Origin of the sequence: Azotobacter chroococcum (assembly GCF_004339665.1) — a bacterium.
GTDB classification, from domain to species: domain Bacteria; phylum Pseudomonadota; class Gammaproteobacteria; order Pseudomonadales; family Pseudomonadaceae; genus Azotobacter; species Azotobacter chroococcum.
Window position 1 is genome coordinate 73,424 of record NZ_SMMU01000002.1, and the last position, 21,181, is coordinate 94,604.

20 protein-coding genes, 4 tRNA genes and 1 pseudogene are annotated in these 21,181 nt (G+C 62.4%); 19 read left to right on the forward strand and 6 right to left on the reverse strand.

What is annotated here, in order from left to right; genetic code table 11:
- Positions 1–21 precede the first annotated feature (21 nt).
- The 3 genes from EV691_RS02440 to EV691_RS02450 are packed head-to-tail and all read right to left on the reverse strand — an operon-like array spanning position 22 to position 2,280.
- Positions 22–486: a heme-degrading domain-containing protein gene (locus EV691_RS02440; RefSeq protein ID WP_131298968.1), complete on the reverse strand. Its 465-nt coding sequence runs from the start codon at positions 484–486 to the stop codon at positions 22–24.
- Positions 483–1,508: an oxidoreductase gene (locus EV691_RS02445; RefSeq protein ID WP_242672564.1), complete on the reverse strand. Its 1,026-nt coding sequence runs from the start codon at positions 1,506–1,508 to the stop codon at positions 483–485. Before EV691_RS02445 ends, EV691_RS02440 begins: the two co-directional genes overlap by 4 nt.
- Positions 1,501–2,280, reverse strand: coding sequence for a DeoR/GlpR family DNA-binding transcription regulator (locus EV691_RS02450; RefSeq protein WP_131298966.1), 780 nt, complete (start codon positions 2,278–2,280; stop codon positions 1,501–1,503). Before EV691_RS02450 ends, EV691_RS02445 begins: the two co-directional genes overlap by 8 nt.
- A gap of 190 nt (positions 2,281–2,470) precedes the next feature.
- Here EV691_RS02450 and EV691_RS02455 point away from each other — a divergent pair, with 190 nt between their 5' ends.
- The 3 genes from EV691_RS02455 (at position 2,471) to EV691_RS02465 (ending at position 4,567) form a co-directional block, all read left to right on the forward strand.
- Complete coding sequence (locus EV691_RS02455) at positions 2,471–2,986, forward strand: YgjP-like metallopeptidase domain-containing protein (protein WP_131298965.1); 516 nt, start codon at positions 2,471–2,473, stop codon at positions 2,984–2,986.
- Between the two features lie 169 nt (positions 2,987–3,155).
- Positions 3,156–3,434 carry a DUF3509 domain-containing protein gene (locus EV691_RS02460; RefSeq protein ID WP_131255346.1) on the forward strand — a complete coding sequence of 93 codons (279 nt, stop codon included), beginning with the start codon at positions 3,156–3,158 and terminating at the stop codon, positions 3,432–3,434.
- A gap of 197 nt (positions 3,435–3,631) precedes the next feature.
- Positions 3,632–4,567 (forward strand): DUF808 domain-containing protein, encoded by a 936-nt coding sequence (locus EV691_RS02465; protein WP_131298964.1) that lies wholly within the window; start codon positions 3,632–3,634, stop codon positions 4,565–4,567.
- A gap of 14 nt (positions 4,568–4,581) precedes the next feature.
- Here EV691_RS02465 and EV691_RS02470 read toward each other — a convergent pair whose 3' ends face one another.
- The 3 genes from EV691_RS02470 to yccS form a co-directional block, all read right to left on the reverse strand.
- On the reverse strand, positions 4,582–5,064 hold the full coding sequence (locus tag EV691_RS02470) for a GreA/GreB family elongation factor (protein WP_131255347.1): 483 nt from the start codon (positions 5,062–5,064) through the stop codon (positions 4,582–4,584).
- Positions 5,065–5,195: 131 nt separating this feature from the next.
- Positions 5,196–6,593 (reverse strand): cytochrome B6, encoded by a 1,398-nt coding sequence (locus EV691_RS02475; RefSeq protein ID WP_131298963.1) that lies wholly within the window; start codon positions 6,591–6,593, stop codon positions 5,196–5,198.
- Between the two features lie 100 nt (positions 6,594–6,693).
- A complete protein-coding gene (yccS, locus tag EV691_RS02480; protein ID WP_131298962.1) occupies positions 6,694–8,868 on the reverse strand; it encodes a YccS family putative transporter in 2,175 nt (724 codons plus the stop codon).
- A gap of 133 nt (positions 8,869–9,001) precedes the next feature.
- Here yccS and EV691_RS23725 point away from each other — a divergent pair.
- The 16 genes and pseudogenes from EV691_RS23725 to rpoB all read left to right on the forward strand — a co-directional run.
- Positions 9,002–9,148: pseudogene (locus tag EV691_RS23725) on the forward strand (IS30 family transposase); the annotation flags it as partial.
- Between the two features lie 162 nt (positions 9,149–9,310).
- On the forward strand, positions 9,311–10,276 hold the full coding sequence (birA, locus tag EV691_RS02485) for a bifunctional biotin--[acetyl-CoA-carboxylase] ligase/biotin operon repressor BirA (protein ID WP_131298961.1): 966 nt from the start codon (positions 9,311–9,313) through the stop codon (positions 10,274–10,276).
- Positions 10,260–11,015 (forward strand): pantothenate kinase, encoded by a 756-nt coding sequence (locus EV691_RS02490; protein ID WP_131298960.1) that lies wholly within the window; start codon positions 10,260–10,262, stop codon positions 11,013–11,015. The genes birA and EV691_RS02490 overlap by 17 nt, the downstream gene beginning before the upstream one ends.
- Before the next feature lie 8 nt (positions 11,016–11,023).
- Positions 11,024–11,695 carry an SPOR domain-containing protein gene (locus tag EV691_RS23565; RefSeq protein ID WP_207390217.1) on the forward strand — a complete coding sequence of 224 codons (672 nt, stop codon included), beginning with the start codon at positions 11,024–11,026 and terminating at the stop codon, positions 11,693–11,695.
- Positions 11,696–11,831: 136 nt separating this feature from the next.
- Positions 11,832–11,916 (forward strand) — tRNA-Tyr (locus tag EV691_RS02500).
- 27 nt (positions 11,917–11,943) lie between these two features.
- Positions 11,944–12,017, forward strand: a tRNA-Gly gene (locus tag EV691_RS02505).
- A 23-nt stretch (positions 12,018–12,040) separates the two neighbouring features.
- A tRNA-Thr gene (locus EV691_RS02510) sits at positions 12,041–12,116 on the forward strand.
- Positions 12,117–12,186: 70 nt separating this feature from the next.
- On the forward strand, positions 12,187–13,380 hold the full coding sequence (gene tuf / locus EV691_RS02515; protein ID WP_089169348.1) for an elongation factor Tu: 1,194 nt from the start codon (positions 12,187–12,189) through the stop codon (positions 13,378–13,380).
- Between the two features lie 54 nt (positions 13,381–13,434).
- Positions 13,435–13,510: transfer RNA gene (locus tag EV691_RS02520), tRNA-Trp, on the forward strand.
- 41 nt (positions 13,511–13,551) lie between these two features.
- On the forward strand, positions 13,552–13,920 hold the full coding sequence (secE, locus tag EV691_RS02525) for a preprotein translocase subunit SecE (protein ID WP_039806182.1): 369 nt from the start codon (positions 13,552–13,554) through the stop codon (positions 13,918–13,920).
- 10 nt (positions 13,921–13,930) lie between these two features.
- Positions 13,931–14,464 carry a transcription termination/antitermination protein NusG gene (gene nusG, locus EV691_RS02530; RefSeq protein ID WP_039806181.1) on the forward strand — a complete coding sequence of 178 codons (534 nt, stop codon included), beginning with the start codon at positions 13,931–13,933 and terminating at the stop codon, positions 14,462–14,464.
- Between the two features lie 117 nt (positions 14,465–14,581).
- Positions 14,582–15,013, forward strand: a complete 432-nt coding sequence (gene rplK / locus EV691_RS02535; protein WP_131298959.1) for a 50S ribosomal protein L11 — start codon at positions 14,582–14,584, stop codon at positions 15,011–15,013.
- Positions 15,014–15,709: a 50S ribosomal protein L1 gene (rplA, locus tag EV691_RS02540; protein ID WP_089169352.1), complete on the forward strand. Its 696-nt coding sequence runs from the start codon at positions 15,014–15,016 to the stop codon at positions 15,707–15,709.
- A 193-nt stretch (positions 15,710–15,902) separates the two neighbouring features.
- Positions 15,903–16,403 carry a 50S ribosomal protein L10 gene (gene rplJ / locus EV691_RS02545; RefSeq protein WP_012699294.1) on the forward strand — a complete coding sequence of 167 codons (501 nt, stop codon included), beginning with the start codon at positions 15,903–15,905 and terminating at the stop codon, positions 16,401–16,403.
- Between the two features lie 81 nt (positions 16,404–16,484).
- Entirely contained in the window at positions 16,485–16,853 is a 369-nt protein-coding gene (gene rplL, locus EV691_RS02550) for a 50S ribosomal protein L7/L12 (RefSeq protein ID WP_089169351.1), read from the forward strand.
- 215 nt (positions 16,854–17,068) lie between these two features.
- Entirely contained in the window at positions 17,069–21,145 is a 4,077-nt protein-coding gene (gene rpoB, locus EV691_RS02555; RefSeq protein WP_131255352.1) for a DNA-directed RNA polymerase subunit beta, read from the forward strand.
- Positions 21,146–21,181 lie beyond the last annotated feature (36 nt).

A 21,181-nucleotide genomic window follows, 5' to 3' on the forward strand; every position in this document is an offset into this window, starting at 1 on the left:
GCGCTCTGCGAGCTTTCCGGATCAGGCCCGCTCCGCCGCCAGCCAGGCCTGCAGCGCCTCCACCACCAGCCGGTGATCGTCCCACTGCGGCAGGCCCGATAGGGTCAGGGCGCCGATCAGTTCCCCGTTGCTCAGGCGCAACGGGAAGCTGCCGCCGTGGGCCGCATATTTCCGCGCGTCGATATGGGGCTGGGTTTCGAATTCCCGCCCTTTGCTGCGGTTGTACTCCCCCAGGTACATCGAGCTGTGCCCGAAGCGCAGCACCGTGTTGCGTTTGCGCCGGACCCAGTCATCGTTGTCGGCACTGGAACCCGGCAGGGCGGCGCTGAAGGCGACCCGGCCGTAGGCGTGGATCTCCAGCACGGCCGGGGCCTGGACGGCGGTCGCGAGCCGATGCAGCTGCTGGCCCAGTTGCCAGGCCGCGTCCAGGTCGAAGGCGGGCAGTTGCAACTGCGCTTCCTGCGCCAGCAGTTCGGACGGGGTCATCGGCTCATCTCCAGGGTACGGCCCTGTTGATGGCTGCGGTAGGCCAGCTCGATCAGGCGGATGCCCTGCAGGGCGTCCGCAGGAGTGACCGGCGGTGGCAAGCGCCGCTGCAGGGCCTGCGCCAGTTGCTGGTAGAACAGTTGGTAATTGCCGGCCAGGGTCGGCAGCGTCCGGCTCTCGTGTTCGGTATGGATGCTGCCATGCTGGCTCGCCGGTTCCAGCCCCCAGTCCGGGCCGCCCGGCAGCGCGCCGGCGCGCAGCGCATCCTCCTGGGGATCGAGCCCGGACTTGTGGTAGCTGCCTTGGGTGCCCTGCAGCACGAAGCGCAGGGTGGGGGCGGCGCAGAATGGGCTCGAATGCAGCACCACCTCCTTGTCCGGATAATGCAGTTGCAGGTGGAAGTGGTCGGTGGCCTCGGCGCCGGCGCGCAATTCGCGGCAGCGGGCGCTGATGGCCTCGGGCAGGCCGAACAGCACCAGCGCCTGATCGATCAGGTGGGGGCCGAGGTCATAGAGAATGCCGCCACCCGGGACGGCCTGCTCGCGCCAGCGGGCCCTCGGGATCGGGCGGAAGCGGTCGAAGTGGGATTCGAAATAGCGGATCTCCCCCAGCTCTCCCGTGCGCAACAGCTGTTGCAGGGTCAGGAAGTCGCCATCGAAGCGGCGGTTGTGATAGACCGCCAGAACCCGCTGCTGGCGTGCGGCCAGGGCCAGCAACTCTTTGCCTTCCTCCGCCGTCACCACGAAGGGCTTCTCCACCAGCACATCCTTGCCGGCCAGCAAGGCCTGCCGGGCCAGGGAAAAATGACAGTGGTTCGGCGAGGTGATGACCACCAGCTCGGCGTCGCTGTGGGCGATCAGCTCGCTGCCATCCGGGTAATGCTGCAGCTGCGGATGATCCTGGCGCAGCTGTTCCTGGCTGCTGCTGATGGCCACCAGTTGCAGTTCCGCCTGGTTGCGAATGAAGGGCAGGTGGAAGGTTCGGGCCGAGAGCCCGTAGCCGATAACAGCAGTCTTAATCAACGGAAGCCTCCAGGGTGACGATCGGGGTTTCGAGGTCGGCGAGTGCCTGACGCAACGGCCCGGCGGGCAAGGCATCGCAGATCAGCAGGTCCAGCCGTGCCAGGTCGCAGACCTGGTGCAACTGCTGCTGAGCGAACTTGTCGGCGCTGCCGACTGCGATCAGATGTTCGGACTGGGCGATCGCCCGGCGTTTCAGCGCGGCTTCGGCGGCCGTCGGGGCGCTCAGTCCGTGCTCGTTCAGGGCGCAGATCCCCATGACGGCGTGTTGCAGCCGGAACTGTCCCAACTGCCGTTCGGTTTCCGTTCCCAGCATCATGCGCTGCAGCGGATCAAACTCCCCGCCCAAGCCATGGAGGCTGAGCGCCGGGTTCTGGCTCAGCACCTGCAGCGCATCCAGCGCGGCGCTGACCAAGCTGAAGGGCCGGGACTGTGCAGCCAGCAGTCGGGCCAGTTCCAGCAGCGTGCTGCCACCGTCCAGGTACAGGCTGGCGCCGGGCCGCAGCACCTCCAGGGTTCGCCGGGCGAGCGCCGTTTTGATCTCGTTGCGCGGACGCTGCAGAAAGGGCAGCGGCTCCGGGGCCGGCTCGAACAAGCGTGCGCCGCCGCGAATACGCTGAAAGCGGGGCTGCTCGGTCAGCTTGATCAGGTCTCGCCGGGCCGAGTCGCGGGAAATACCGAAGTGCTGGCAGATCTCGTCCAGGGTGATGCGCTGCTGCCGTTCCAGCAGTCCGGCGATGACATCGAGGCGTTCTTCCTGGGTCACGGCAATCATGCTAGGTGGTTCTGCGTTTTTAAGTGATTGCAAGCCTATTCAACCAGTAAATCTTGGTCAAATGCTTTGTTTGTAAGTTGTTGTAAGTGTATATGCGTAAAAAAGGAGGAGGCGGCGTGACAAGCCGTCCTGATGCAGCCTTACTGCTGCTCCCGGCGATGCCTTCCCGGCACTCGAAGAGAACCACTTGATGACCGTACTGAAATACCTCGCCGCCTATCCCGTCCATCTGCAGGACCAGGTCCGCCGGCTGATCGCCGAGGAGCGCCTCGGCGGGTACCTGGAGAGGCGCTATCCCGGCCGCCACGACGTACAGAGCGACAAGGCGCTGTACGCCTACACCATGGACCTCAAGCAGCAGTACCTGCGCAATGCACCGGGCATCGACAAGGTGCTCTACGACAGCAGGCGGGACGTGCTGCGCAACGCCCTCGGCCTGCACACCGCGATCTCGCGGGTGCAGGGCGGCCGGCTCAAGGCGAAGAAGGAGATCCGCGTGGCCACGCTGTTTCGCGAGGCGGCGCCGGAGTTCCTCGCGATGATCGTGGTGCATGAGCTGGCGCACCTGCGCGAGTTCGACCACAACAAGGCCTTCTACCAGCTCTGCGAGCACATGCTGCCCGGCTACCACCAGCTGGAGTTCGACCTGCGCGTCTACCTGACTTGGCGCGAGCTGCCCGGGCAGGACACCCTGGCGGGCCGCTGAGTCCCTCTCCCCGTCCGGCAAAATGCACGCTGCGCTGGCCTGCGGTCTTGCACTTTGCAAGACGTTCTTCTGTTCTTCATTTGCAACTCACTGATTAAAAAGGAAATTACTGCTGGCATGAGAGTTGCCCAAGCTTTGCCGCGGAACCACACGATCAGGGAGTAGCTTCATGAAGCAGATAGTAGAAACGTTTGTCGCCGCTTTTCCCGACTGCGAGGTCCTTCTCGAGCGGCGTCCGGACGGCAGCCTGCTGCTCACCCTGCAGCAAGGGGAGCGTCTGGTGCTGCGTCGCGCCCTGTCCCTCGCCCAGCTGCGAAACCGCCTGCAGCTCGACGGGGTGATCGGCTCGATCCAGCGCGACCTGGCCATCGAGGCTGGCCAGGCGCCGATGCTCGCCATGTTGCAACGCCAGAGTCGCCTGCGTCTGCCCACCTACGCCTTGACCTGATACGGAGGGACGCCCGCCGTCCCCGCGGGGCATTCACCTGTCCGGCCCGGCCTCCTGCCGGGCCTTTGTCTGGGCAGGGCGCACAAATTTCCTGCAGTTTCTCCGGCCATCTTTGCCGTGTCCTGCCGACCTGCTTTACTGGCGGCCCGCGCCAGGTCCGCCAACCCGCCTGGCTCTTCCCCAACAAGGAGTTCCCCATGGCTGGTAGCAGTCTGCTAACCCTGATCGACGATATCGCCACCCTGCTCGACGACGTCTCGGTGATGACCAAGCTCGCGGCGAAGAAGACCGCCGGCGTGCTCGGCGACGACCTCGCCCTCAATGCCCAGCAGGTCGCCGGCGTGCAGGCCGAGCGGGAGCTGCCGGTGGTCTGGGCGGTGGCCAAGGGCTCGCTGCTGAACAAGGTGATCCTGGTGCCCGCCGCGCTGCTGATCAGCGCCCTGGCGCCCTGGCTGATCACTCCGCTGTTGATGCTCGGCGGCGCCTTCCTCTGTTACGAGGGCTTCGAGAAGCTGGCGCACAAGCTGACCCACAGCGCCGCCGAGGACGAGGCCGAGCACGCCGAGCTGACCGCCGCGCTGGTCGATCCCAACATCGATCTGGTCGCCTTCGAGCGGGACAAGATCAAGGGCGCGATCCGCACCGACTTCATCCTTTCCGCCGAGATCATCGCGATCAGCCTCGGCACCGTGGCGCAGGCCGCCTTCACCACCCAGGTCGCGGTGCTGGTGGGCATCTCGCTGATCGTGACCGTCGGCGTCTACGGGCTGGTCGCCGGCATCGTCAAGCTGGACGACCTCGGGCTTTACCTCGAGCGCCAGCCCGACGCGCTGCTGAACCGTCTCGGCCAAGGCCTGCTGGCGGCTGCGCCCTGGCTGATGAAGGCCCTGTCGGTGGTCGGCACCGCGGCGATGTTCCTGGTCGGCGGCGGCATCCTGGTGCACGGTCTGCCATTCCTCGCCCACTGGCTGCATGGTCTGGAGGCCACCACCAACGGCTTGCCGACCGTCGGCAGCATCCTCTCGGCGCTGCTGCCGACTCTGGCCAACGCCGTGGTCGGCATCGTCGCCGGCGGCCTGGTGCTGGCCGGCGTCACGCTGGTCAAGCGCGTGCTGAAAGCCTTCGGCCGCTGAGGCGTGCGGGCCCCTCAATCGACCTCCAGTACCTCGTAACACCGGCGCACCCCGGCCAGCGCCAGCTCGATCTCTTCCCCTTCGCCCCGGCCGAGCAGGCGCTGGCCGAGCGGCGAGCGCGGGGTGATGACCATCACCTGCCGGTCGCCGGCCTGCACCTTGAGGCCGGCGGCGTCCGGGCCGAGAAACAGCGTCTGCTCCCCGCCCTGCCCATCGACCAGGCGCACCAGGGCGGTCAGCTGGATACCCCGTTCGGCATCGAAGGGACGCAGCTGCAGGTTCTGGTAGAGGCTCAGGGCCTGGCGGATTTCCTCTACCCGGCGTGACTGGCCGGCCGCCAGATAGGCGGCCTCCAGCCCACGGGTGTCGTACTTGTTCTCGGCGAGACTCTCTTCGTGGGTCGCCGCTTCGTGGGCCGTCTGCGCGGCCTGCCGGGCGAGGGCGAAGTCGTCCTCCAGGCGGGCGAGGATCAGCTGCAACAGGTGGGTTTTGGTCATCGGAAGGCGTCGGGAAAACGGGGGATCGGAGCGCGCTGGCGCCCGTGTGGACGCCATTGTGCCTGAAGGGTGAAGGACGGCGCGGGCCATCCGGGGGATGATGCCGTGGCGTCATCCCCCGGTCGAGTGCCTCAGAGCGTGCGCAGGAAGGCCACCAGGTCGGCCTTTTCCTCCGCGCTCAGGCCGCGCTGCAGCACCAGGTTGAAGAACTCCACGGTGTCGTCCAGGGTCAGCAGGCGGCCGTCGTGCAGGTACGGCGGCGAGTCCTTGATGCCGCGCAGCGGGAAGGTCTTGATCGGCCCGTCGGCCTTGGCCAGGCGGCCGTTGATGTTCTGCGGCTCGAAGAAGCGCTCGGTCTTCAGGTTGTGCATCGAGTTGTCGGTGAAGTAGGGCGGCGCGTGGCAGCCGGCGCAGGCGGCCTTGCCGTAGAACAGCGCCTCGCCGCGCAGCTCCTGCTCGCTGGCCTGGCCGCGGATCAGCCGGCCCTCGACGCCCAGCTTGGGCGCCGGCGGGAAGTCCAGGATGTTCTGGAACTCGCCCATGAAGTGCACCTGGCTGCCGCGCTCGAGAATGTTCACCCCCTTCTTGGTGGCGATCACCGGGTCGCCGTCGAAGTAGGCGGCGCGCTGCTCGAACTCGGTGAAATCCTCCACCGATTTCAGTGCGCGCTGCGAGCCGAACAGCCGCTGGATATTCACCCCGCGCAGCGACGGGGTGTCGATGCGATGGCGCAGCTCCTGCGGGCGGATGTCGCCGACCAGGTGGGTGGCGGCGTTGGTGTGGCCATTAGCGTGACAGTCCAGGCAGGCCACGCCGCGGTGCGGGTGCTCGCTGCGGCGGTCCTCGGTGGCGTTGAACTGCTGCTGCGGGAAGGGTGTAAGCAACAGGCGCAGGCCTTCGAGCTGCTTGGGATTGAGGATGCCGTTGAACAGCTCGTGGAAGTTGAACAGGGTCACCTGCTTGCCTTGCGACACGTCGCCCAGATCCGGGCGGGTGGTGAGAAAGATCGGCGCCGGGAACTCGGGCAGGAAGTGGTCGGGCAGGTCGAAGTCCAGATCGAAGCGGGTCAGGTCGCGCTGCTCCTGCTTATTGATCTCGTCGATCATGAACTGCGGGAAAACCATGCCGCCCTCGCCGTGCTTGGGATGCGGCAGCGGCATGAAGCCGGCCGGAAACAGACGCTTGCCGCGGATGTCCTCGGGACTCATGCGTCCCAGGTCGTCCCAATTGGTGCCGCTGGACAGCTTGACCCGCACGCCGCCCTGCACCGGCTTGCCCCTGCTCATGGTGACGCCCTGGACGGGCTTGTCGGCGAGGTCGTAGCGCGCATCCAGCAGGCGGCGTTGGGTCTGCGCCACGCCGGCTTTCTCGCCCGCGAGACGGTTCTTGGTGGACTCGAAATCTTCTGTGATCGCCACCGGCGAATAGCTGCTCGGCTTCTCCTCCGGTGCGGCCTGGGCGCTGCCGGCCAGGTTCAGGACCAGGGCGAAGGGAATCGCCAGGCCTGCTGTTACTGTTGTTCTGCTCATGAAGTTCTCCCAGCGATGGATGTTTCGAGGGAACAGCAACAGGTATAGCCGAGCGTACCGGGGAAGGCGAAAGGCCGGGAAAGTGCCCGGCCGCCGGCGATCAGTGCGCCGGACTCTGCTGCAGGGGGACGGCGAGGCTGCGCAGCGGCGCCAGCTGGCCGGCGATCAGCGCCAGCTGGCTCTGCACCAGGCGCAGGCGGTCGTCCTGCTCCTCGGGCAGCTGTTCCAGGCGCTGCGCCAGCGCCTGCTCGGCCTCGTTGCGGACGGCCAGCGGGCGGTTGCCGGCGAGCGCCCGGGCGATTTCCTCAAGGCTGTCGGCCAGGCGTCCGGCGGCCTCGTCGAGCAGCGGGCGGCACTCGGCCTCCGGCAGTTGCTCGCGGTGCGCGCCGAGCGCCGAGAGGTAGCCCAGCAGGGTGTGGGAGAGGACCAGGAAGCGGAAGCCGACATCCGCCTCGTGGCGGAACTGGCCGGGCTCCATGAGCATCCCGGCGAGGGTCGAGGACAGCGCCGCATCGGCGTTGTGCGCGTCGCGCCGGGCCAGGCGGTAGGCCAGGTCGTCGCGCTTGCCGCTGCGGTACTGCTGCATCAACTGGCGCAGGTAGCGGGCGTTGCAGGCCAGGGTGTTGGCGAGCACCCGGTTCAACTGGCGGTCCTGCCAGTCGGGGAGGATCAGGAACACTGCGAGGCCGGCGATCAGACTGCCAAGCAGGGTGTCGACCAGCCGCGGCCAGATCAGCCCGTAGCTGTCGCCGACCTGGTTGAAGCAGGACAGCACCAGCAGGGTGATCGCCGCGGTGGCCAGGGTGTAGTGGCTGGCCCGGGTGGCGAAGAACACCACCCCGGCGAGCACGGCGAACAGCGACTGCACCAGCAGGCTGGGGAAGAGCTCGAACAGCGCCCAGCCGGCCAGCAGACCGAGCATGGTGCCGGCGATGCGCTGACGGACACGGCGGCGGGTGGCGCCGAAGTTGGGCTGGCAGACGAACAGGGTGGTCAGCAGGATCCAGTAGCCTTGGGTCGGGTGGATCAGGTGCAGCAGGGCGTAGCCGGCGGAGAGCGCCGCGGCCAGGCGCAGGGCGTGGCGGAACGGCCGCGATGCCGGCGTCAGCTGTTGGCGCAGGCGACTCAGGGCCTCGCCGAGCGACTGCGGCTCGCGGTCGAGCAGGCTGCTGTCCTGGGCCTCGGCCAGGGCGTCGGGGTTGCGCGCGTCGTGCAGCAGGCGATCGAGGTGGGCGAGGTTGTCGGCCAGCGCGCCGAGCGAGCGCAGCAGGTGGCGCCAGGCTGGATTGCTCTGCAGGCGCAGGTGCGCCAGCGAGGTCTGCAGGTCTTCGAGGGCTTGGCTCTGGTCGAAACAGTCGAACGGCTGGCGCAGCTCGATGGCCCGCGCCAGGGCCAGGCAGGACTTGCCCTGCTGGCGTATCACCAGGCGGCAGCGGAACAGCACGTCGCTGTGGAAGAAGGCCTCGGCCAGTGCGTTGTAGGGATAGTGCGAGGAGCTGGCGCGCTCGTGGAGGTCCTGGGCGAGAAAGTACAGCTTCAGGTAGCGGTTCACCTGCGGCGTCGGTCGGCCGTTGTCGACCCGGTGCAGGATGATCTCCTTGGTTGCGTTCAGCGCCGCCACCACCCGGCTGTTCTGCTGCGCCAGGGCCAGGCGGCGCTTCTCCACGTCGAGATGGCGCACCGGCTCGAACAGCGACGCCTTGAGCTTCAGGTATTCGCCCAGCTCGCGGAACACCCGGGCCAGGCTCTGCTGGATCGGCTGGTGGCTGAACAGCGCCTGCCAGATCACCGAGAGCCCGCCGTACCAGGCGGCGCCGGCGACCAGCACCAGCGGCTCGCGCCAAAGGTCGAGCGGCGGCCCGCCGCGCTGGTCGATGCCGATCATGGTGTAGATCGCCAGGATCAGCGTGCCCGAGGCGATGGTGGCATAACGCTCGCCCAGCGCCCCGAGCATGGTCAGGCCGAAGCTGGACAGCGCCAGGGCGGCGGCGAACCACCAGGGATGGGGGAACAGCAGCTCCACGGCGAAGGCCGCCGCGGCGAAACAGGCGAGGGTGACCAGCAGCGCCTGCAGCCGGCCCTCCCAGCTGTCGTCGGTTTCCGCCAGGGCGCTGGCGATGATGCCGAGGAACAGGGGGATGAGCAGGTCCATGCGATCTAGAAACCAGCACAACGCCATGCTGCCGGTGAGGGCGATGAACACCCGCAGGCTGTAGCTGAAAACGTGGTGGGCCCAGAGCTGGCGGAGGGACTGGCTGAGGGAGGTCGAGGGCATGGGGGCGGCCTGGTGGTGGGGGCGGGTCATTGTAGACATCGGGGGGAGTGGGGTGGGAGGCCGGTATGCGGCCTCGTCAGGGCAATCGCGCTACATCATCCCTATTGCCTTGGATGACGATTACCGGTGGCGGATGTCGATCCACGGTCAGGGGCAACTGGATGCGCTTGCCTGCCTGCTGAGCTTCCGGATGCGTAAAGGTTTCGATTTCAAATGCCCGATCGAAATGATGACGGAAGTCATGGCAATGCAGCATGATGTGCCTGCTTCAATTCAGTAGCCGTGTTGCACTCAGTTTCTGCATCCGCAATTTTGCCCGATGTCTTCGTGGCTCCTTTCTCTCAAAAGTTGGAGCATCCGGATAATCGGATGCGGTTCAGGTTGTTGGGTTTTTAGAGGTGTCCCGCTATGATGCCGGTGTCATATTGAGGTAGAGCCCCAAATGCTGACTTTGTTAAAGCTCCTTCAAGATGGTCGTTTCCATTCAGGGCAGGAAATTGGAGATGCATTATGTATTAGTCGAAGTGCCGTCTGGAAACAGATGCGGCGCTTGGAGGCTGAGTTTGGGGTTCGGTTGAGTCGGGTGCGGGGGCGTGGTTATAAACTAACTAATCCACTGGCTTTATTGGCCGATCTGACGCTGCGTGAAAGGGGCTTGTCTGATATTTGGCCTTTTTATATTTATGAAACCCTGGATTCAACCAATACTGAAGCGGCTAGACTTTTAACGGCGGGGGTTGAGCCTCCTTTTCTGGTTCTGGCCGAAAGACAGACGGCCGGGCGGGGGAGGCGCGGTCGTGTTTGGCAAAGCCCATTTGGGGTAAATGTTTATTTTAGTTTGGTAATTCGAGTTCAAAAGGGAGCTCGTCAGTTAGAGGGGTTAAGCCTCGTGGTTGGGTTGGCGGTGATGCAGGCGCTGCGAGCATCGGGCCTTGGCGAGGCTGGACTGAAATGGCCGAATGATATTTTGGTGCAAGGGAAAAAGATCGCAGGAGTCCTCTTGGAGTTGACTGGTGATCCTGCGGACGTATGTGATGTTGTTGTGGGTGTTGGTGTCAATGTCAATATGGAAAGTGAGAGCGGTATTGAGCAGCCTTGGACCTCGATGAGGTTGGAGCTCCAGCATCTGATTGACAGAAATGATTTGGTCTGCGCGTTGAGTCGGCACTTGCACGGGTATTTGGCGCGTCACGCGGAGTTGGGCTTTGCTGCGTTTCAAGAGGAGTGGGAATCGAGCCACTTATGGCAGGGGCGCGAGGTGGTGTTGATTGCGGGTACGCAGCGGATCGAGGGCTTGGTCTTGGGGGTTGATCATGTGGGCGCTCTACGCCTGAGCGTCAATGGGGTGGAGCAGCGGTACAGTGGTGGCGAGATTAGCTTGAGGTTGTGTGATGATCATCGAGCTTGACTGTGGCAACAGTTTTATAAAGTGGCGAATCATTGATGCGGCCTCTCAAGTGCTCCTGAGTGGAGTGGTTGGATCGACTGAGGAACTGGCCCGTGCTCTGGAGGGGGCGCGAGTATCCCATGAGCTTTATCATTGCCGCATGGTCAGTGTGCGTAGTGATGAGGAGACTGCTTGTCTTGAGCAGTGTCTTGCTCAAAAGTTTGGACTCCGTGTGTTGACTGCTCGGCCGGCATCTTGCTTGGCGGGGGTGCGTAACGGATATGTAAATTATGAAAGCCTGGGGCTTGATAGGTGGATGGCTGTTATTGCTGCCTATCATCTTTCGGCGGGTGCCTGCCTGGTGCTGGATCTGGGTACTGCAGTCACGGCTGATTTTGTTGCTGCCAATGGCGACCATAAGGGAGGGTTTATTTGTCCCGGGCTGCCGCTGTTGCGTAGTCAGTTGCGCACGCATACCCGGCGCATTCATTACGATGCCGTTGCTTCTAATCAATTCATGGCTGAGCCGCTTGCTCCGGGGCGCTCTACAGCTGAGGCGGTTGAGCGTGGATGTGCCTTGATGTTGAAGGGGTTCGTGCGTTCCCAGTTGGAGTTGGCAATGGCGTATTGGGGCGATGATTATGAAGTCTTTCTGACGGGCGGAGATGCCTCCGTGGTCGCGGATGTTTTGCCTCGTGTAAGAGTGGTGCCGGATTTGATTTTCATCGGGCTTGCCATTGCTTGTCCCATTTCTTCCTGAGGTCATGCATGCGCTGGCTTTTCCTCTTGCTGCTGGTGTTGAACCTCTTTTATTGGGTCTGGAGTGAGCGATTCAGCACTCGGGGGGCGCATGAGAATCCCGCTTCGCCGTCTCTTGATGTGAACTCAGGAATTCAGCTTGTCAGTGAGTCGAGGGTCGCTACGCGAGCGAAGGCAGGGGAGCCCAGAAAGGAGGTGTGCTTATTTCTGGGGGGATTTCAGTCTGAGGAAAGGGGGCGCCAGGTTGTGCAGCGGCTGCTAAGCCTCGACGTCGCCTCCAGTGTGGAGCGGGTCGAGCGTATTGTGGCAACGGACTACTGGGTGTACTTGCCGCCGCTGGCCTCTCGGCAAGCATCCTTGCATCAGTTAAGAGAGCTGCAGGCAAAAAAAATAGACAGCTACGTCATTACTCAGGGCGATCTGGTCAATGGCATCTCGCTGGGGGTTTTTTCTCGCGCTGAGCCCGCCAAGGCTGCAATGCAGCACTTCAGGGATGCTGGCTATGAGCCTATGGTGCGTGAGCTGTCGCGGGTACGGCATGATTATTGGGTAAAGGTGGCGCCCGAGGGTGCCCGACTGTTTGATGAGAGGCTAATGGGGATCCTTGCTCGATCCTTTCCAGGGCTGCAGCATCAACAAAAAGAGTGTGAGGGGGTTGCAAGTCCTGGGCAGCTTGAATAGAATTGCGCCCGCTTTCAGGCGGCGGCCGATACAGGCGGCGCTCAGGAAAGTAGCGGTCAAGTGAGCTAAGCTCAAGTTTTTAAAGAAAAAACTCTTGACAGCATCTTGGCGGCAAGCAATAATGCGGCCATGTTTTGGAGGGGTTCCCGAGTGGCCAAAGGGATCAGACTGTAAATCTGACGTCATAGACTTCGAAGGTTCGAATCCTTCCCCCTCCACCAGATTTTTAGCATTAGCCTGATGGCTGTGCGGGTATAGTTCAGTGGTAGAACCTCAGCCTTCCAAGCTGATGATGCGGGTTCGATTCCCGCTACCCGCTCCATGTTTGGTTTTTGCTTGGTTTCCGCTCATGTAGCTCAGCTGGTAGAGCACACCCTTGGTAAGGGTGAGGTCAGCGGTTCAAATCCGCTCATGAGCTCCAAAATATTAAAAGGCAGATATGAAAATATCTGCCTTTGTTTTGGTGGTGTGATTATCGCGGGGTGGCCTCGGTGGCTAAAGAAAAGTTCGAACGTAACAAGCCGCACGTCAACGTCGGCACCATCGGTCACGTGGACCATGGCAAGACCACTCTGACGGCCGCCCTGACCAAGGTCTGCTCCGAGACTTGGGGTGGCTCCGCTCGTGCCTTCGACCAGATCGACAATGCTCCGGAAGAAAAGGCGCGCGGTATCACCATCAACACTTCCCACGTTGAATACGATTCCGCAACCCGTCACTACGCGCACGTCGATTGCCCCGGTCACGCCGACTACGTGAAGAACATGATCACCGGTGCTGCCCAGATGGACGGCGCTATCCTGGTCTGCTCGGCTGCCGACGGCCCCATGCCGCAAACCCGCGAGCACATCCTGCTGTCCCGTCAGGTGGGCGTTCCCTACATCGTCGTGTTCCTGAACAAGGCCGACATGGTCGACGACGCCGAGCTCCTGGAGCTGGTCGAGATGGAAGTGCGCGATCTGCTGTCCACCTACGACTTCCCGGGCGACGACACTCCGATCATCACCGGCTCTGCCCTGATGGCCCTGGAAGGCAAGGATGACAACGGCATCGGCGTTTCCGCCGTGCGCAAGCTGGTGGAAACCCTCGACTCCTACATTCCGGAGCCGGTGCGTGCCATCGATCAGCCGTTCCTGATGCCGATCGAAGACGTGTTCTCGATCTCCGGTCGCGGCACCGTGGTGACCGGTCGTGTTGAGCGTGGCATCGTCAAGGTGGGTGAGGAGGTGGAGATCGTCGGTATCCGTCCGACCACCAAGACCACCTGCACCGGCGTGGAAATGTTCCGCAAGCTGCTCGATGAAGGTCGTGCCGGCGAAAACATCGGCGCCCTGCTGCGCGGCACCAAGCGTGAAGACGTGGAGCGCGGCCAGGTTCTGGCCAAGCCGGGCACCATCAAGCCGCACACCAAGTTCGAAGCCGAAGTGTACGTGCTGTCCAAGGAAGAGGGTGGTCGTCACACTCCGTTCTTCAAGGGCTACCGTCCGCAGTTCTACTTCCGCACCACCGACGTGACCGGTAACGTCGAGCTGCCGGAAGGCGTCGAGATGGTGATGCCGGGTGACAACATCAAGATGGTCGTCACCCTGATCGCTCCGATCGCCATGGAAGACGGTCTGCGCTTCGCAATTCGCGAAGGCGGTCGTACCGTTGGCGCCGGTGTGGTTGCCAAGGTCATTGAATAAATCGTTGATCTTTTCTTCTGGGGCTGACAAGATAGTCAGCCTTGTCAAAGTTTTAGGCCAGTAGCTCAATTGGCAGAGCGGCGGTCTCCAAAACCGCAGGTTGGGGGTTCGATTCCCTCCTGGCCTGCCAGATTTCACAGGATTTCTGGCATTTCTTATGGGGTCTCTCGGATGAATGCCAAGGCTGAAGCTAAAGAGTCTCGCTTTGATTTGGTGAAGTGGCTCGTGGTGGTGGTCTTGGTCGCAGTGGGTGTAGTTGGTAATCAGCTATACTCCGAAGAGTCCATCCTGTATCGCGTTATCGCATTGCTGGTTCTGGGGGTTGTGGCGGCCTTCGTTGCGCTCAAGACCAGTAAGGGGCAGGCTTTTTTCTCTCTGGCGAAAGAAGCGCGTGCCGAAATTCGCAAGGTTGTCTGGCCGACCCGTCAAGAGACTACGCAGACCACGTTGATCGTGGTGGCTGTAGTTCTGGTGATGGCGCTACTGCTGTGGGGGCTTGATTCCCTGCTTGGTTGGCTGGTCTCCATGATCGTTGGTTAAGGGTGCATTCGTGGCTAAGCGTTGGTACGTCGTTCATGCCTATTCGGGCTACGAAAAGCATGTCATGCGCTCGCTGATCGAACGGGTCAAGCTTGCTGGGATGGAAGATCAGTTCGGCGAGATTCTGGTTCCCACCGAAGAGGTGGTGGAAATGCGGAACGGCCAGAAGCGGAAAAGCGAGCGGAAGTTCTTTCCAGGTTACGTGCTGGTCCAGATGGAGATGAACGAGGCGACGTGGCACCTGATCAAGGACACGCCTCGTGTCATGGGTTTTATTGGCGGTACTGCCGACAAGCCTGCCCCCATTACCGACAAGGAAGCTGAGGCTATTCTTCGTCGAGTGGCTGACAGCGGTGATCGGCCAAAGCCGAAGACCTTGTTCGAGCCGGGTGAGGTGGTGCGTGTCATCGACGGCCCTTTTGCAGATTTCAATGGGGTCGTGGAAGAGGTCAATTACGAGAAGAGTCGCATCCAGGTAGCGGTGCTCATCTTCGGTCGCTCCACGCCAGTGGAGCTGGAGTTCAGTCAAGTCGAAAAGGCGTAGCTGAAGAACTCGCCCCATACCCCGCAGTCGCAGGCTGCGGGGTTTTGTCGTCACTAGGGCAATCGCGAAAGCAATAGGGGAGCCTTCGGGCGTTTGAACCCATAACTGGAGTTTTGCATGGCTAAGAAGATTCAGGCTTATATCAAGCTGCAAGTGAAGGCCGGCCAGGCCAACCCGTCGCCGCCGGTCGGTCCGGCTCTGGGTCAGCATGGTGTGAATATCATGGAGTTCTGCAAGGCGTTCAACGCCAAGACCCAAGGCATGGAACTGGGTCTGCCGACTCCGGTGATCATCACCGTCTATAGTGACCGCAGCTTTACCTTTGAAACCAAGAGCACCCCGGCATCCGTCTTGCTGAAAAAGGCGGCCGGTATCTCCAGTGGTTCTGCTCGCCCGAACACCCAGAAAGTCGGTACCGTGAACCGTGCTCAGCTGGAAGAGATCGCCAAGGCCAAGCAGGCCGATCTGACGGCCGCTGACCTGGAGGCTGCTGTGCGTACCATCGCTGGTTCCGCGCGCAGCATGGGCCTGAACGTGGAGGGTGTTTAAATGGCTAAGCTGACCAAGCGCCAGAAGGCGATCGCTGCAAAGGTAGAGGCAGGCAAGCAGTACGGCTTCGAAGAAGCTGCCGCTCTGCTGGCAGATCTCTCCACCATCAAATTCAAAGAATCTGTAGACATCGCCATCAATCTTGGTGTGGATCCGCGTAAATCCGACCAGGTTGTGCGTGGCGCCACCGTGCTGCCGAACGGCACCGGCAAGAGCGTGCGCGTTGCCGTGTTTACCCAGGGCCCTGCTGCCGAAGCAGCCTTGGCCGCTGGTGCCGACAAGGTAGGCATGGACGAGTTGGCTGCCGAGATGAAGGGCGGCGATCTGAGCTATGACGTGGTCATTGCCTCCCCGGATGCAATGCGTGTCGTTGGTCAGTTGGGCCAGATCCTCGGCCCGCGTGGTCTGATGCCGAACCCGAAGGTGGGTACCGTGACCCCCGACGTAGCTACGGCCGTGAAAAACGCCAAGGCTGGTCAGGTGCGTTTCCGCACCGACAAGAACGGCATCATCCACGCTTCGGTGGGCAAGGTCGATTTCGAGCCGATCAAGCTGAAGCAGAACGTCGAAGCCCTGCTGAGCGACCTGAAGCGCCTGAAGCCGTCCACCTCCAAGGGCGTCTACGTCAAGCGTGTGACCCTCAGCACGACCATGGGGCCGGGGCTGGTCATCGATCAGGCTTCCCTGGAAGCCTAAGCATTGAGCGTGGCGGACTGTTCCGTCACGCCAACTATTGGGGTCCCTGCCTGGCGGGGGCTATCCAAGACCGTAGGCGGCGCAAGCCTTAAACCCTCAGCCTACGCAGATGGTGCTCCCGATTCGTACCGAATCAGACACCAAAGCGCGTCCGGCTCTGCTGGGCGAAACGGTAACATCCAGGAGTAAACCCGTGGCAATCAAACTCGAAGACAAGAAGGCCATCGTCGCTGAAGTCAACGAGGCTGCCAAGGCTGCCCTGTCCGCTGTCGTGGCCGATGCCCGTGGCGTGACCGTCGGCGCCATGACCGGACTCCGTAAAGAGGCCCGCGAGGCTGGTGTGTACGTGCGAGTCGTGCGTAACACCCTGGCCCGCCGCGCCGTCGCAGGCACTCAGTTCGAGATCCTGAACGACGCGTTCAAGGGCCCGACCCTGATCGCTTTCTCCAACGAACATCCGGGTGCTGCAGCCCGTATCTTCAAGGAGTTTGCCAAGGGTCAGGACAAGTTCGAGATCAAGGCCGCTGCATTCGAGGGGCAGTTCCTCGCAGCCAACCAGATCGACGTACTGGCTACCCTGCCGACCTACAACGAAGCCGTTGCACAGCTGATGAGCGTGATTCAGGGCGCTACCAGCAAGCTGGCCCGTACCTTGGCGGCAATTCGCGACCAGAAAGAGGGTGCGGCTGCCTGACCGGCATCCGGCTGCTTTCGAACTCATATTTAACTTTGATGGCCGTGAAAAGGCCGTCTATCCCTAACAGGAATTAGAGTCATGGCTCTGACCAACGAAGATATCATCAACGCCGTTTCCGAAATGTCCGTCATGCAGATCGTCGAGCTGATCAAGGCGATGGAAGAGAAGTTCGGCGTGACTGCTGCCGCTGCCGTGGCTGCCGGCCCGGCTGCCGCTGCCCCGGTTGCTGAAGAGCAGACCGAGTTCAACGTCATTCTGACCGAGGCTGGCGAAAAGAAAGTGAACGTGATCAAGGTCGTTCGCGAGCTGACCGGTCTGGGTCTGAAGGAAGCCAAGGCTGTTGTCGACGGCGCTCCGGGCGTGGTCAAGGAAGGCATCTCCAAGGAAGAGGCCGAGGCTGCCAAGAAGGCCCTGGAAGAAGCTGGCGCGAAAGTCGAGCTCAAGTAAGCGACGATCTTGCGTCTACGGCCTGCGCGCGTTGCGTAAGGCTGATGGCTGGTGGCTGGAGCCACCGGCCTTTTTCCGTTATGGGTGGCTTGCCTGTCTGCCGCCACCCGTGACCTACCACCTCAGAGGGTGGCGCAGGCAATCAGCCTGCACGATTTCTGGCAACTCCCCTTCGGAGAGGCCAAACAAGCAGGTGACCAAGCTGGGGAACGCTGATGGCTTACTCATACACTGAGAAAAAACGTATCCGCAAGGACTTTAGCAAGTTGCCGGACGTCATGGATGTGCCTTATCTCCTGGCTATCCAGTTGGATTCCTATCGCGAATTCCTGCAAGCCGGTGCGAGCAAGGACAGGCTCCGCGACGTTGGTTTGCATGCAGCCTTCAAGTCCGTTTTCCCGATCATCAGCTATTCCGGCAATGCTGCACTGGAATACGTTGGCTACCGTCTGGGCGAGCCGGCCTTCGACGTCAAGGAGTGCGTACTGCGAGGCGTGACCTTCGCCGTACCGCTTCGCGTGAAGGTGCGCCTGATAATTTTCGACAAGGAATCTTCGAACAAGGCGATCAAGGACATCAAGGAGCAGGAAGTCTACATGGGGGAAATCCCCCTGATGACCGAGAACGGCACCTTTATCGTCAACGGTACCGAGCGCGTGATCGTTTCTCAGCTGCACCGTTCCCCGGGTGTGTTCTTTGATCACGACCGCGGCAAGACCCACAGCTCCGGCAAGCTGCTGTATTCCGCACGGATCATTCCCTACCGCGGCTCTTGGCTCGACTTCGAGTTCGATCCGAAGGATGCAGTGTTCGTCCGTATCGACCGTCGCCGCAAGCTGCCGGCCTCGGTGTTGCTGCGTGCGCTGGGATACACCACCGAAGAAGTGCTGGACATCTTCTACGACACCAATGTGTTCCATGTGACGGAGCAGGGCCTCAGTTTGGAGCTGGTGCCGCAGCGTTTGCGTGGCGAAATTGCCGCGTTCGACATCAAGGACGCTGCCGGCAAGGTCATCGTCGAGCAGGGGCGACGCGTCACCGCTCGTCACATCAATCAGCTGGAAAAAGCCGGCATCAAGGAACTGGATGTTCCGCTGGAATATGTCACCGGCCGCACCTCGGCCAAGGCCATCGTGCACCCGTCCACCGGCGAGATCATCGCCGAGTGCAACACCGAGCTGACCCCCGAACTGCTGGTGAAGATCGCCAAGGGCCAAGTCGTGCGCATCGAGACTCTCTACACCAACGACATCGATTGCGGCCCGTTCATTTCCGACACCCTGAAGATCGACTCGACCACCAATCAGCTGGAAGCATTGGTCGAGATCTACCGCATGATGCGCCCGGGCGAGCCGCCGACCAAGGATGCCGCCGAGACCCTGTTCAACAACCTGTTCTTCAGCGCCGAACGTTACGATCTGTCCGCGGTGGGGCGCATGAAGTTCAACCGCCGCATCGGTCGCGAAGAGATCGAGGGGGCGGGTGTGCTGAGCCGCGAGGATATCGTCGACGTGCTCAAGACCCTGGTCGACATCCGCAACGGCAAGGGCATCGTCGATGACATCGACCACCTGGGCAACCGTCGCGTGCGCTGTGTCGGCGAAATGGCCGAGAACCAGTTCCGGGTCGGCTTGGTCCGCGTCGAGCGCGCGGTCAAGGAGCGCCTGTCGATGGCCGAAAGCGAAGGCCTGATGCCGCAGGATCTGATCAACGCCAAGCCGGTGGCGGCCGCGGTCAAGGAGTTCTTCGGCTCCAGCCAGCTGTCGCAGTTCATGGACCAGAACAACCCGCTGTCGGAAATCACCCATAAGCGCCGCGTTTCCGCCCTCGGCCCGGGCGGTCTGACCCGCGAGCGCGCCGGCTTCGAGGTGCGCGACGTACACCCGACCCATTATGGCCGCGTGTGCCCGATCGAAACGCCTGAAGGTCCGAACATCGGTCTGATCAACTCCCTGGCTGCCTATGCCCGTACCAACCAGTACGGCTTCCTGGAGAGCCCGTACCGTGTGGTCAAGGAAGGGCAGGTAACCGACCAGATCGTGTTCCTTTCCGCCATCGAGGAAGCCGACCATGTGATTGCCCAGGCGTCGGCGACGCTGGACGAGAGTGGTCGGCTGATCGACGAGCTGGTAGCTGTCCGCCATCTGAATGAATTCACCGTCAAGGCGCCGGAAGACGTCACTCTGATGGATGTCTCGCCGCGTCAGGTGGTGTCCGTCGCCGCTTCGCTGATTCCCTTCCTCGAGCACGACGACGCCAACCGTGCGCTCATGGGCTCCAACATGCAGCGTCAGGCCGTGCCGACCCTGCGTGCCGACAAGCCGCTGGTGGGCACCGGGATGGAGCGCAACGTGGCGCGCGACTCCGGCGTCTGCGTGGTAGCCCGCCGTGGTGGGGTGATCGACTCGGTCGACGCCAGTCGCATCGTGGTGCGCGTCAATGACGACGAGGTCGAAACCGGCGAAGCCGGTGTGGATATCTACAACCTGACCAAGTACACCCGTTCCAACCAGAACACCTGCATCAACCAGCGTCCGCTGGTCAGCAAGGGTGACCAGGTCTCGCGCGGCGACATCATGGCCGATGGTCCGTCCACCGACATGGGCGAGCTGGCCCTGGGGCAGAACATGCGCGTGGCGTTCATGCCCTGGAACGGCTTCAACTTCGAGGACTCCATCTGCCTGTCCGAGCGCGTGGTCCAGGAGGACCGCTTCACCACCATCCACATCCAGGAACTGACCTGTGTGGCGCGTGATACCAAGCTTGGCCCGGAGGAGATCACCGCGGATATCCCGAACGTCGGTGAGGCTGCGCTGAACAAGCTGGACGAGGCCGGTATCGTCTACGTCGGTGCCGAGGTCATGGCTGGCGACATCCTGGTCGGCAAGGTCACCCCGAAGGGCGAGACCCAGCTGACTCCGGAAGAGAAGCTGCTGCGGGCGATCTTCGGCGAGAAGGCCAGCGACGTGAAGGACACGTCCCTGCGCGTACCGACCGGCACCAAGGGCACCGTGATCGACGTCCAGGTGTTCACTCGTGATGGCGTCGAGCGCGACTCCCGTGCCCTGGCCATCGAGAAAATGCAGCTGGACGAGATCCGCAAGGATCTCAACGAGGAGTTCCGCATCGTCGAGGGGGCAACCTTCGAGCGTCTGCGGGCCGCTCTAGTCGGCGCCATGTGCGAAGGCGGGGCCGGCCTTAAGAAGGGCACCGAGATCAGCGACGAGATCCTCGACGGACTCGAGCATGGCCAGTGGTTCAAACTGCGCATGGCCGACGACGCGCTCAACGAGCAGCTGGAGAAGGCCCAGGCCTACCTGTCCGATCGTCGCCAGCTGCTCGACGACAAGTTCGAGGACAAGAAGCGCAAGCTGCAACAGGGCGACGATCTGGCACCGGGTGTGCTGAAGATCGTCAAGGTCTACCTGGCCATCAAACGCCGCATCCAGCCGGGCGACAAGATGGCCGGCCGTCACGGCAACAAGGGTGTGGTGTCGGTGATCATGCCGGTCGAGGACATGCCCCACGATGCCAACGGCACTCCCGTGGACATCGTCCTCAACCCGCTGGGCGTGCCGTCGCGGATGAACGTCGGGCAGATCCTCGAAACCCACCTGGGGCTGGCAGCCAAGGGCCTGGGCGAGAAGATCAACCGGATGCTTGAGGAGCAGCGCAAGGTCGCCGAGCTGCGTCAGTTCCTTGCCGAGGTGTACAACGAGATCGGCGGGCGCAAGGAGGAAGAGCTGGATTCTCTGAGCGATACCGAGATCGTCGACCTGGCAAACAACCTGCGCGGCGGCGTGCCGATGGCTACGCCGGTGTTCGATGGCGCCAAGGAAAGCGAAATCAAGGCCATGCTGAAGCTGGCCGATCTGCCGGAAAGCGGTCAGATGCGCCTGTTCGATGGGCGGACCGGCAACCAGTTCGAGCGTCCGACCACCGTCGGTTACATGTACATGCTCAAGCTGAACCACCTGGTCGACGACAAGATGCACGCGCGCTCTACCGGTTCCTACAGCCTGGTGACCCAGCAGCCGCTGGGTGGCAAGGCGCAGTTCGGCGGTCAGCGTTTCGGGGAGATGGAGGTCTGGGCGCTGGAAGCCTATGGCGCCGCCTACACCCTGCAGGAAATGCTCACCGTGAAATCGGATGACGTGAATGGCCGGACCAAGATGTACAAGAACATCGTGGACGGCGATCACCGCATGGAGGCCGGCATGCCCGAGTCCTTCAACGTGCTGATCAAGGAAATCCGCTCGCTCGGCATCGACATCGAACTGGAAACCGAATAACCACGCACCGTCCATGCGGTGCCCGGCGCTAGCCGG

What these genes read in the sequence shown, in the direction of transcription:
- EV691_RS02490 (WP_131298960.1), top strand. Translation starts at nt 10,260, where the DNA reads ATGATCATCGAGCTTGACTGTGGCAACAGTTTTATAAAGTGGCGAATC.
- birA (WP_131298961.1), top strand. Translation starts at nt 9,311, where the DNA reads ATGCTGACTTTGTTAAAGCTCCTTCAAGATGGTCGTTTCCATTCAGGG.
- EV691_RS23565 (WP_207390217.1), top strand. Translation starts at nt 11,024, where the DNA reads ATGCGCTGGCTTTTCCTCTTGCTGCTGGTGTTGAACCTCTTTTATTGG.
- EV691_RS02455 (WP_131298965.1), top strand. Translation starts at nt 2,471, where the DNA reads ATGACCGTACTGAAATACCTCGCCGCCTATCCCGTCCATCTGCAGGAC.
- secE (WP_039806182.1), top strand. Translation starts at nt 13,552, where the DNA reads ATGAATGCCAAGGCTGAAGCTAAAGAGTCTCGCTTTGATTTGGTGAAG.
- rplA (WP_089169352.1), top strand. Translation starts at nt 15,014, where the DNA reads ATGGCTAAGCTGACCAAGCGCCAGAAGGCGATCGCTGCAAAGGTAGAG.
- EV691_RS02465 (WP_131298964.1), top strand. Translation starts at nt 3,632, where the DNA reads ATGGCTGGTAGCAGTCTGCTAACCCTGATCGACGATATCGCCACCCTG.
- EV691_RS02450 (WP_131298966.1), bottom strand. Translation starts at nt 2,280, where the DNA reads ATGATTGCCGTGACCCAGGAAGAACGCCTCGATGTCATCGCCGGACTG.
- EV691_RS02470 (WP_131255347.1), bottom strand. Translation starts at nt 5,064, where the DNA reads ATGACCAAAACCCACCTGTTGCAGCTGATCCTCGCCCGCCTGGAGGAC.
- rplK (WP_131298959.1), top strand. Translation starts at nt 14,582, where the DNA reads ATGGCTAAGAAGATTCAGGCTTATATCAAGCTGCAAGTGAAGGCCGGC.
- EV691_RS02475 (WP_131298963.1), bottom strand. Translation starts at nt 6,593, where the DNA reads ATGAGCAGAACAACAGTAACAGCAGGCCTGGCGATTCCCTTCGCCCTG.
- yccS (WP_131298962.1), bottom strand. Translation starts at nt 8,868, where the DNA reads ATGCCCTCGACCTCCCTCAGCCAGTCCCTCCGCCAGCTCTGGGCCCAC.
- EV691_RS02440 (WP_131298968.1), bottom strand. Translation starts at nt 486, where the DNA reads ATGACCCCGTCCGAACTGCTGGCGCAGGAAGCGCAGTTGCAACTGCCC.
- rpoB (WP_131255352.1), top strand. Translation starts at nt 17,069, where the DNA reads ATGGCTTACTCATACACTGAGAAAAAACGTATCCGCAAGGACTTTAGC.
- EV691_RS02460 (WP_131255346.1), top strand. Translation starts at nt 3,156, where the DNA reads ATGAAGCAGATAGTAGAAACGTTTGTCGCCGCTTTTCCCGACTGCGAG.
- rplL (WP_089169351.1), top strand. Translation starts at nt 16,485, where the DNA reads ATGGCTCTGACCAACGAAGATATCATCAACGCCGTTTCCGAAATGTCC.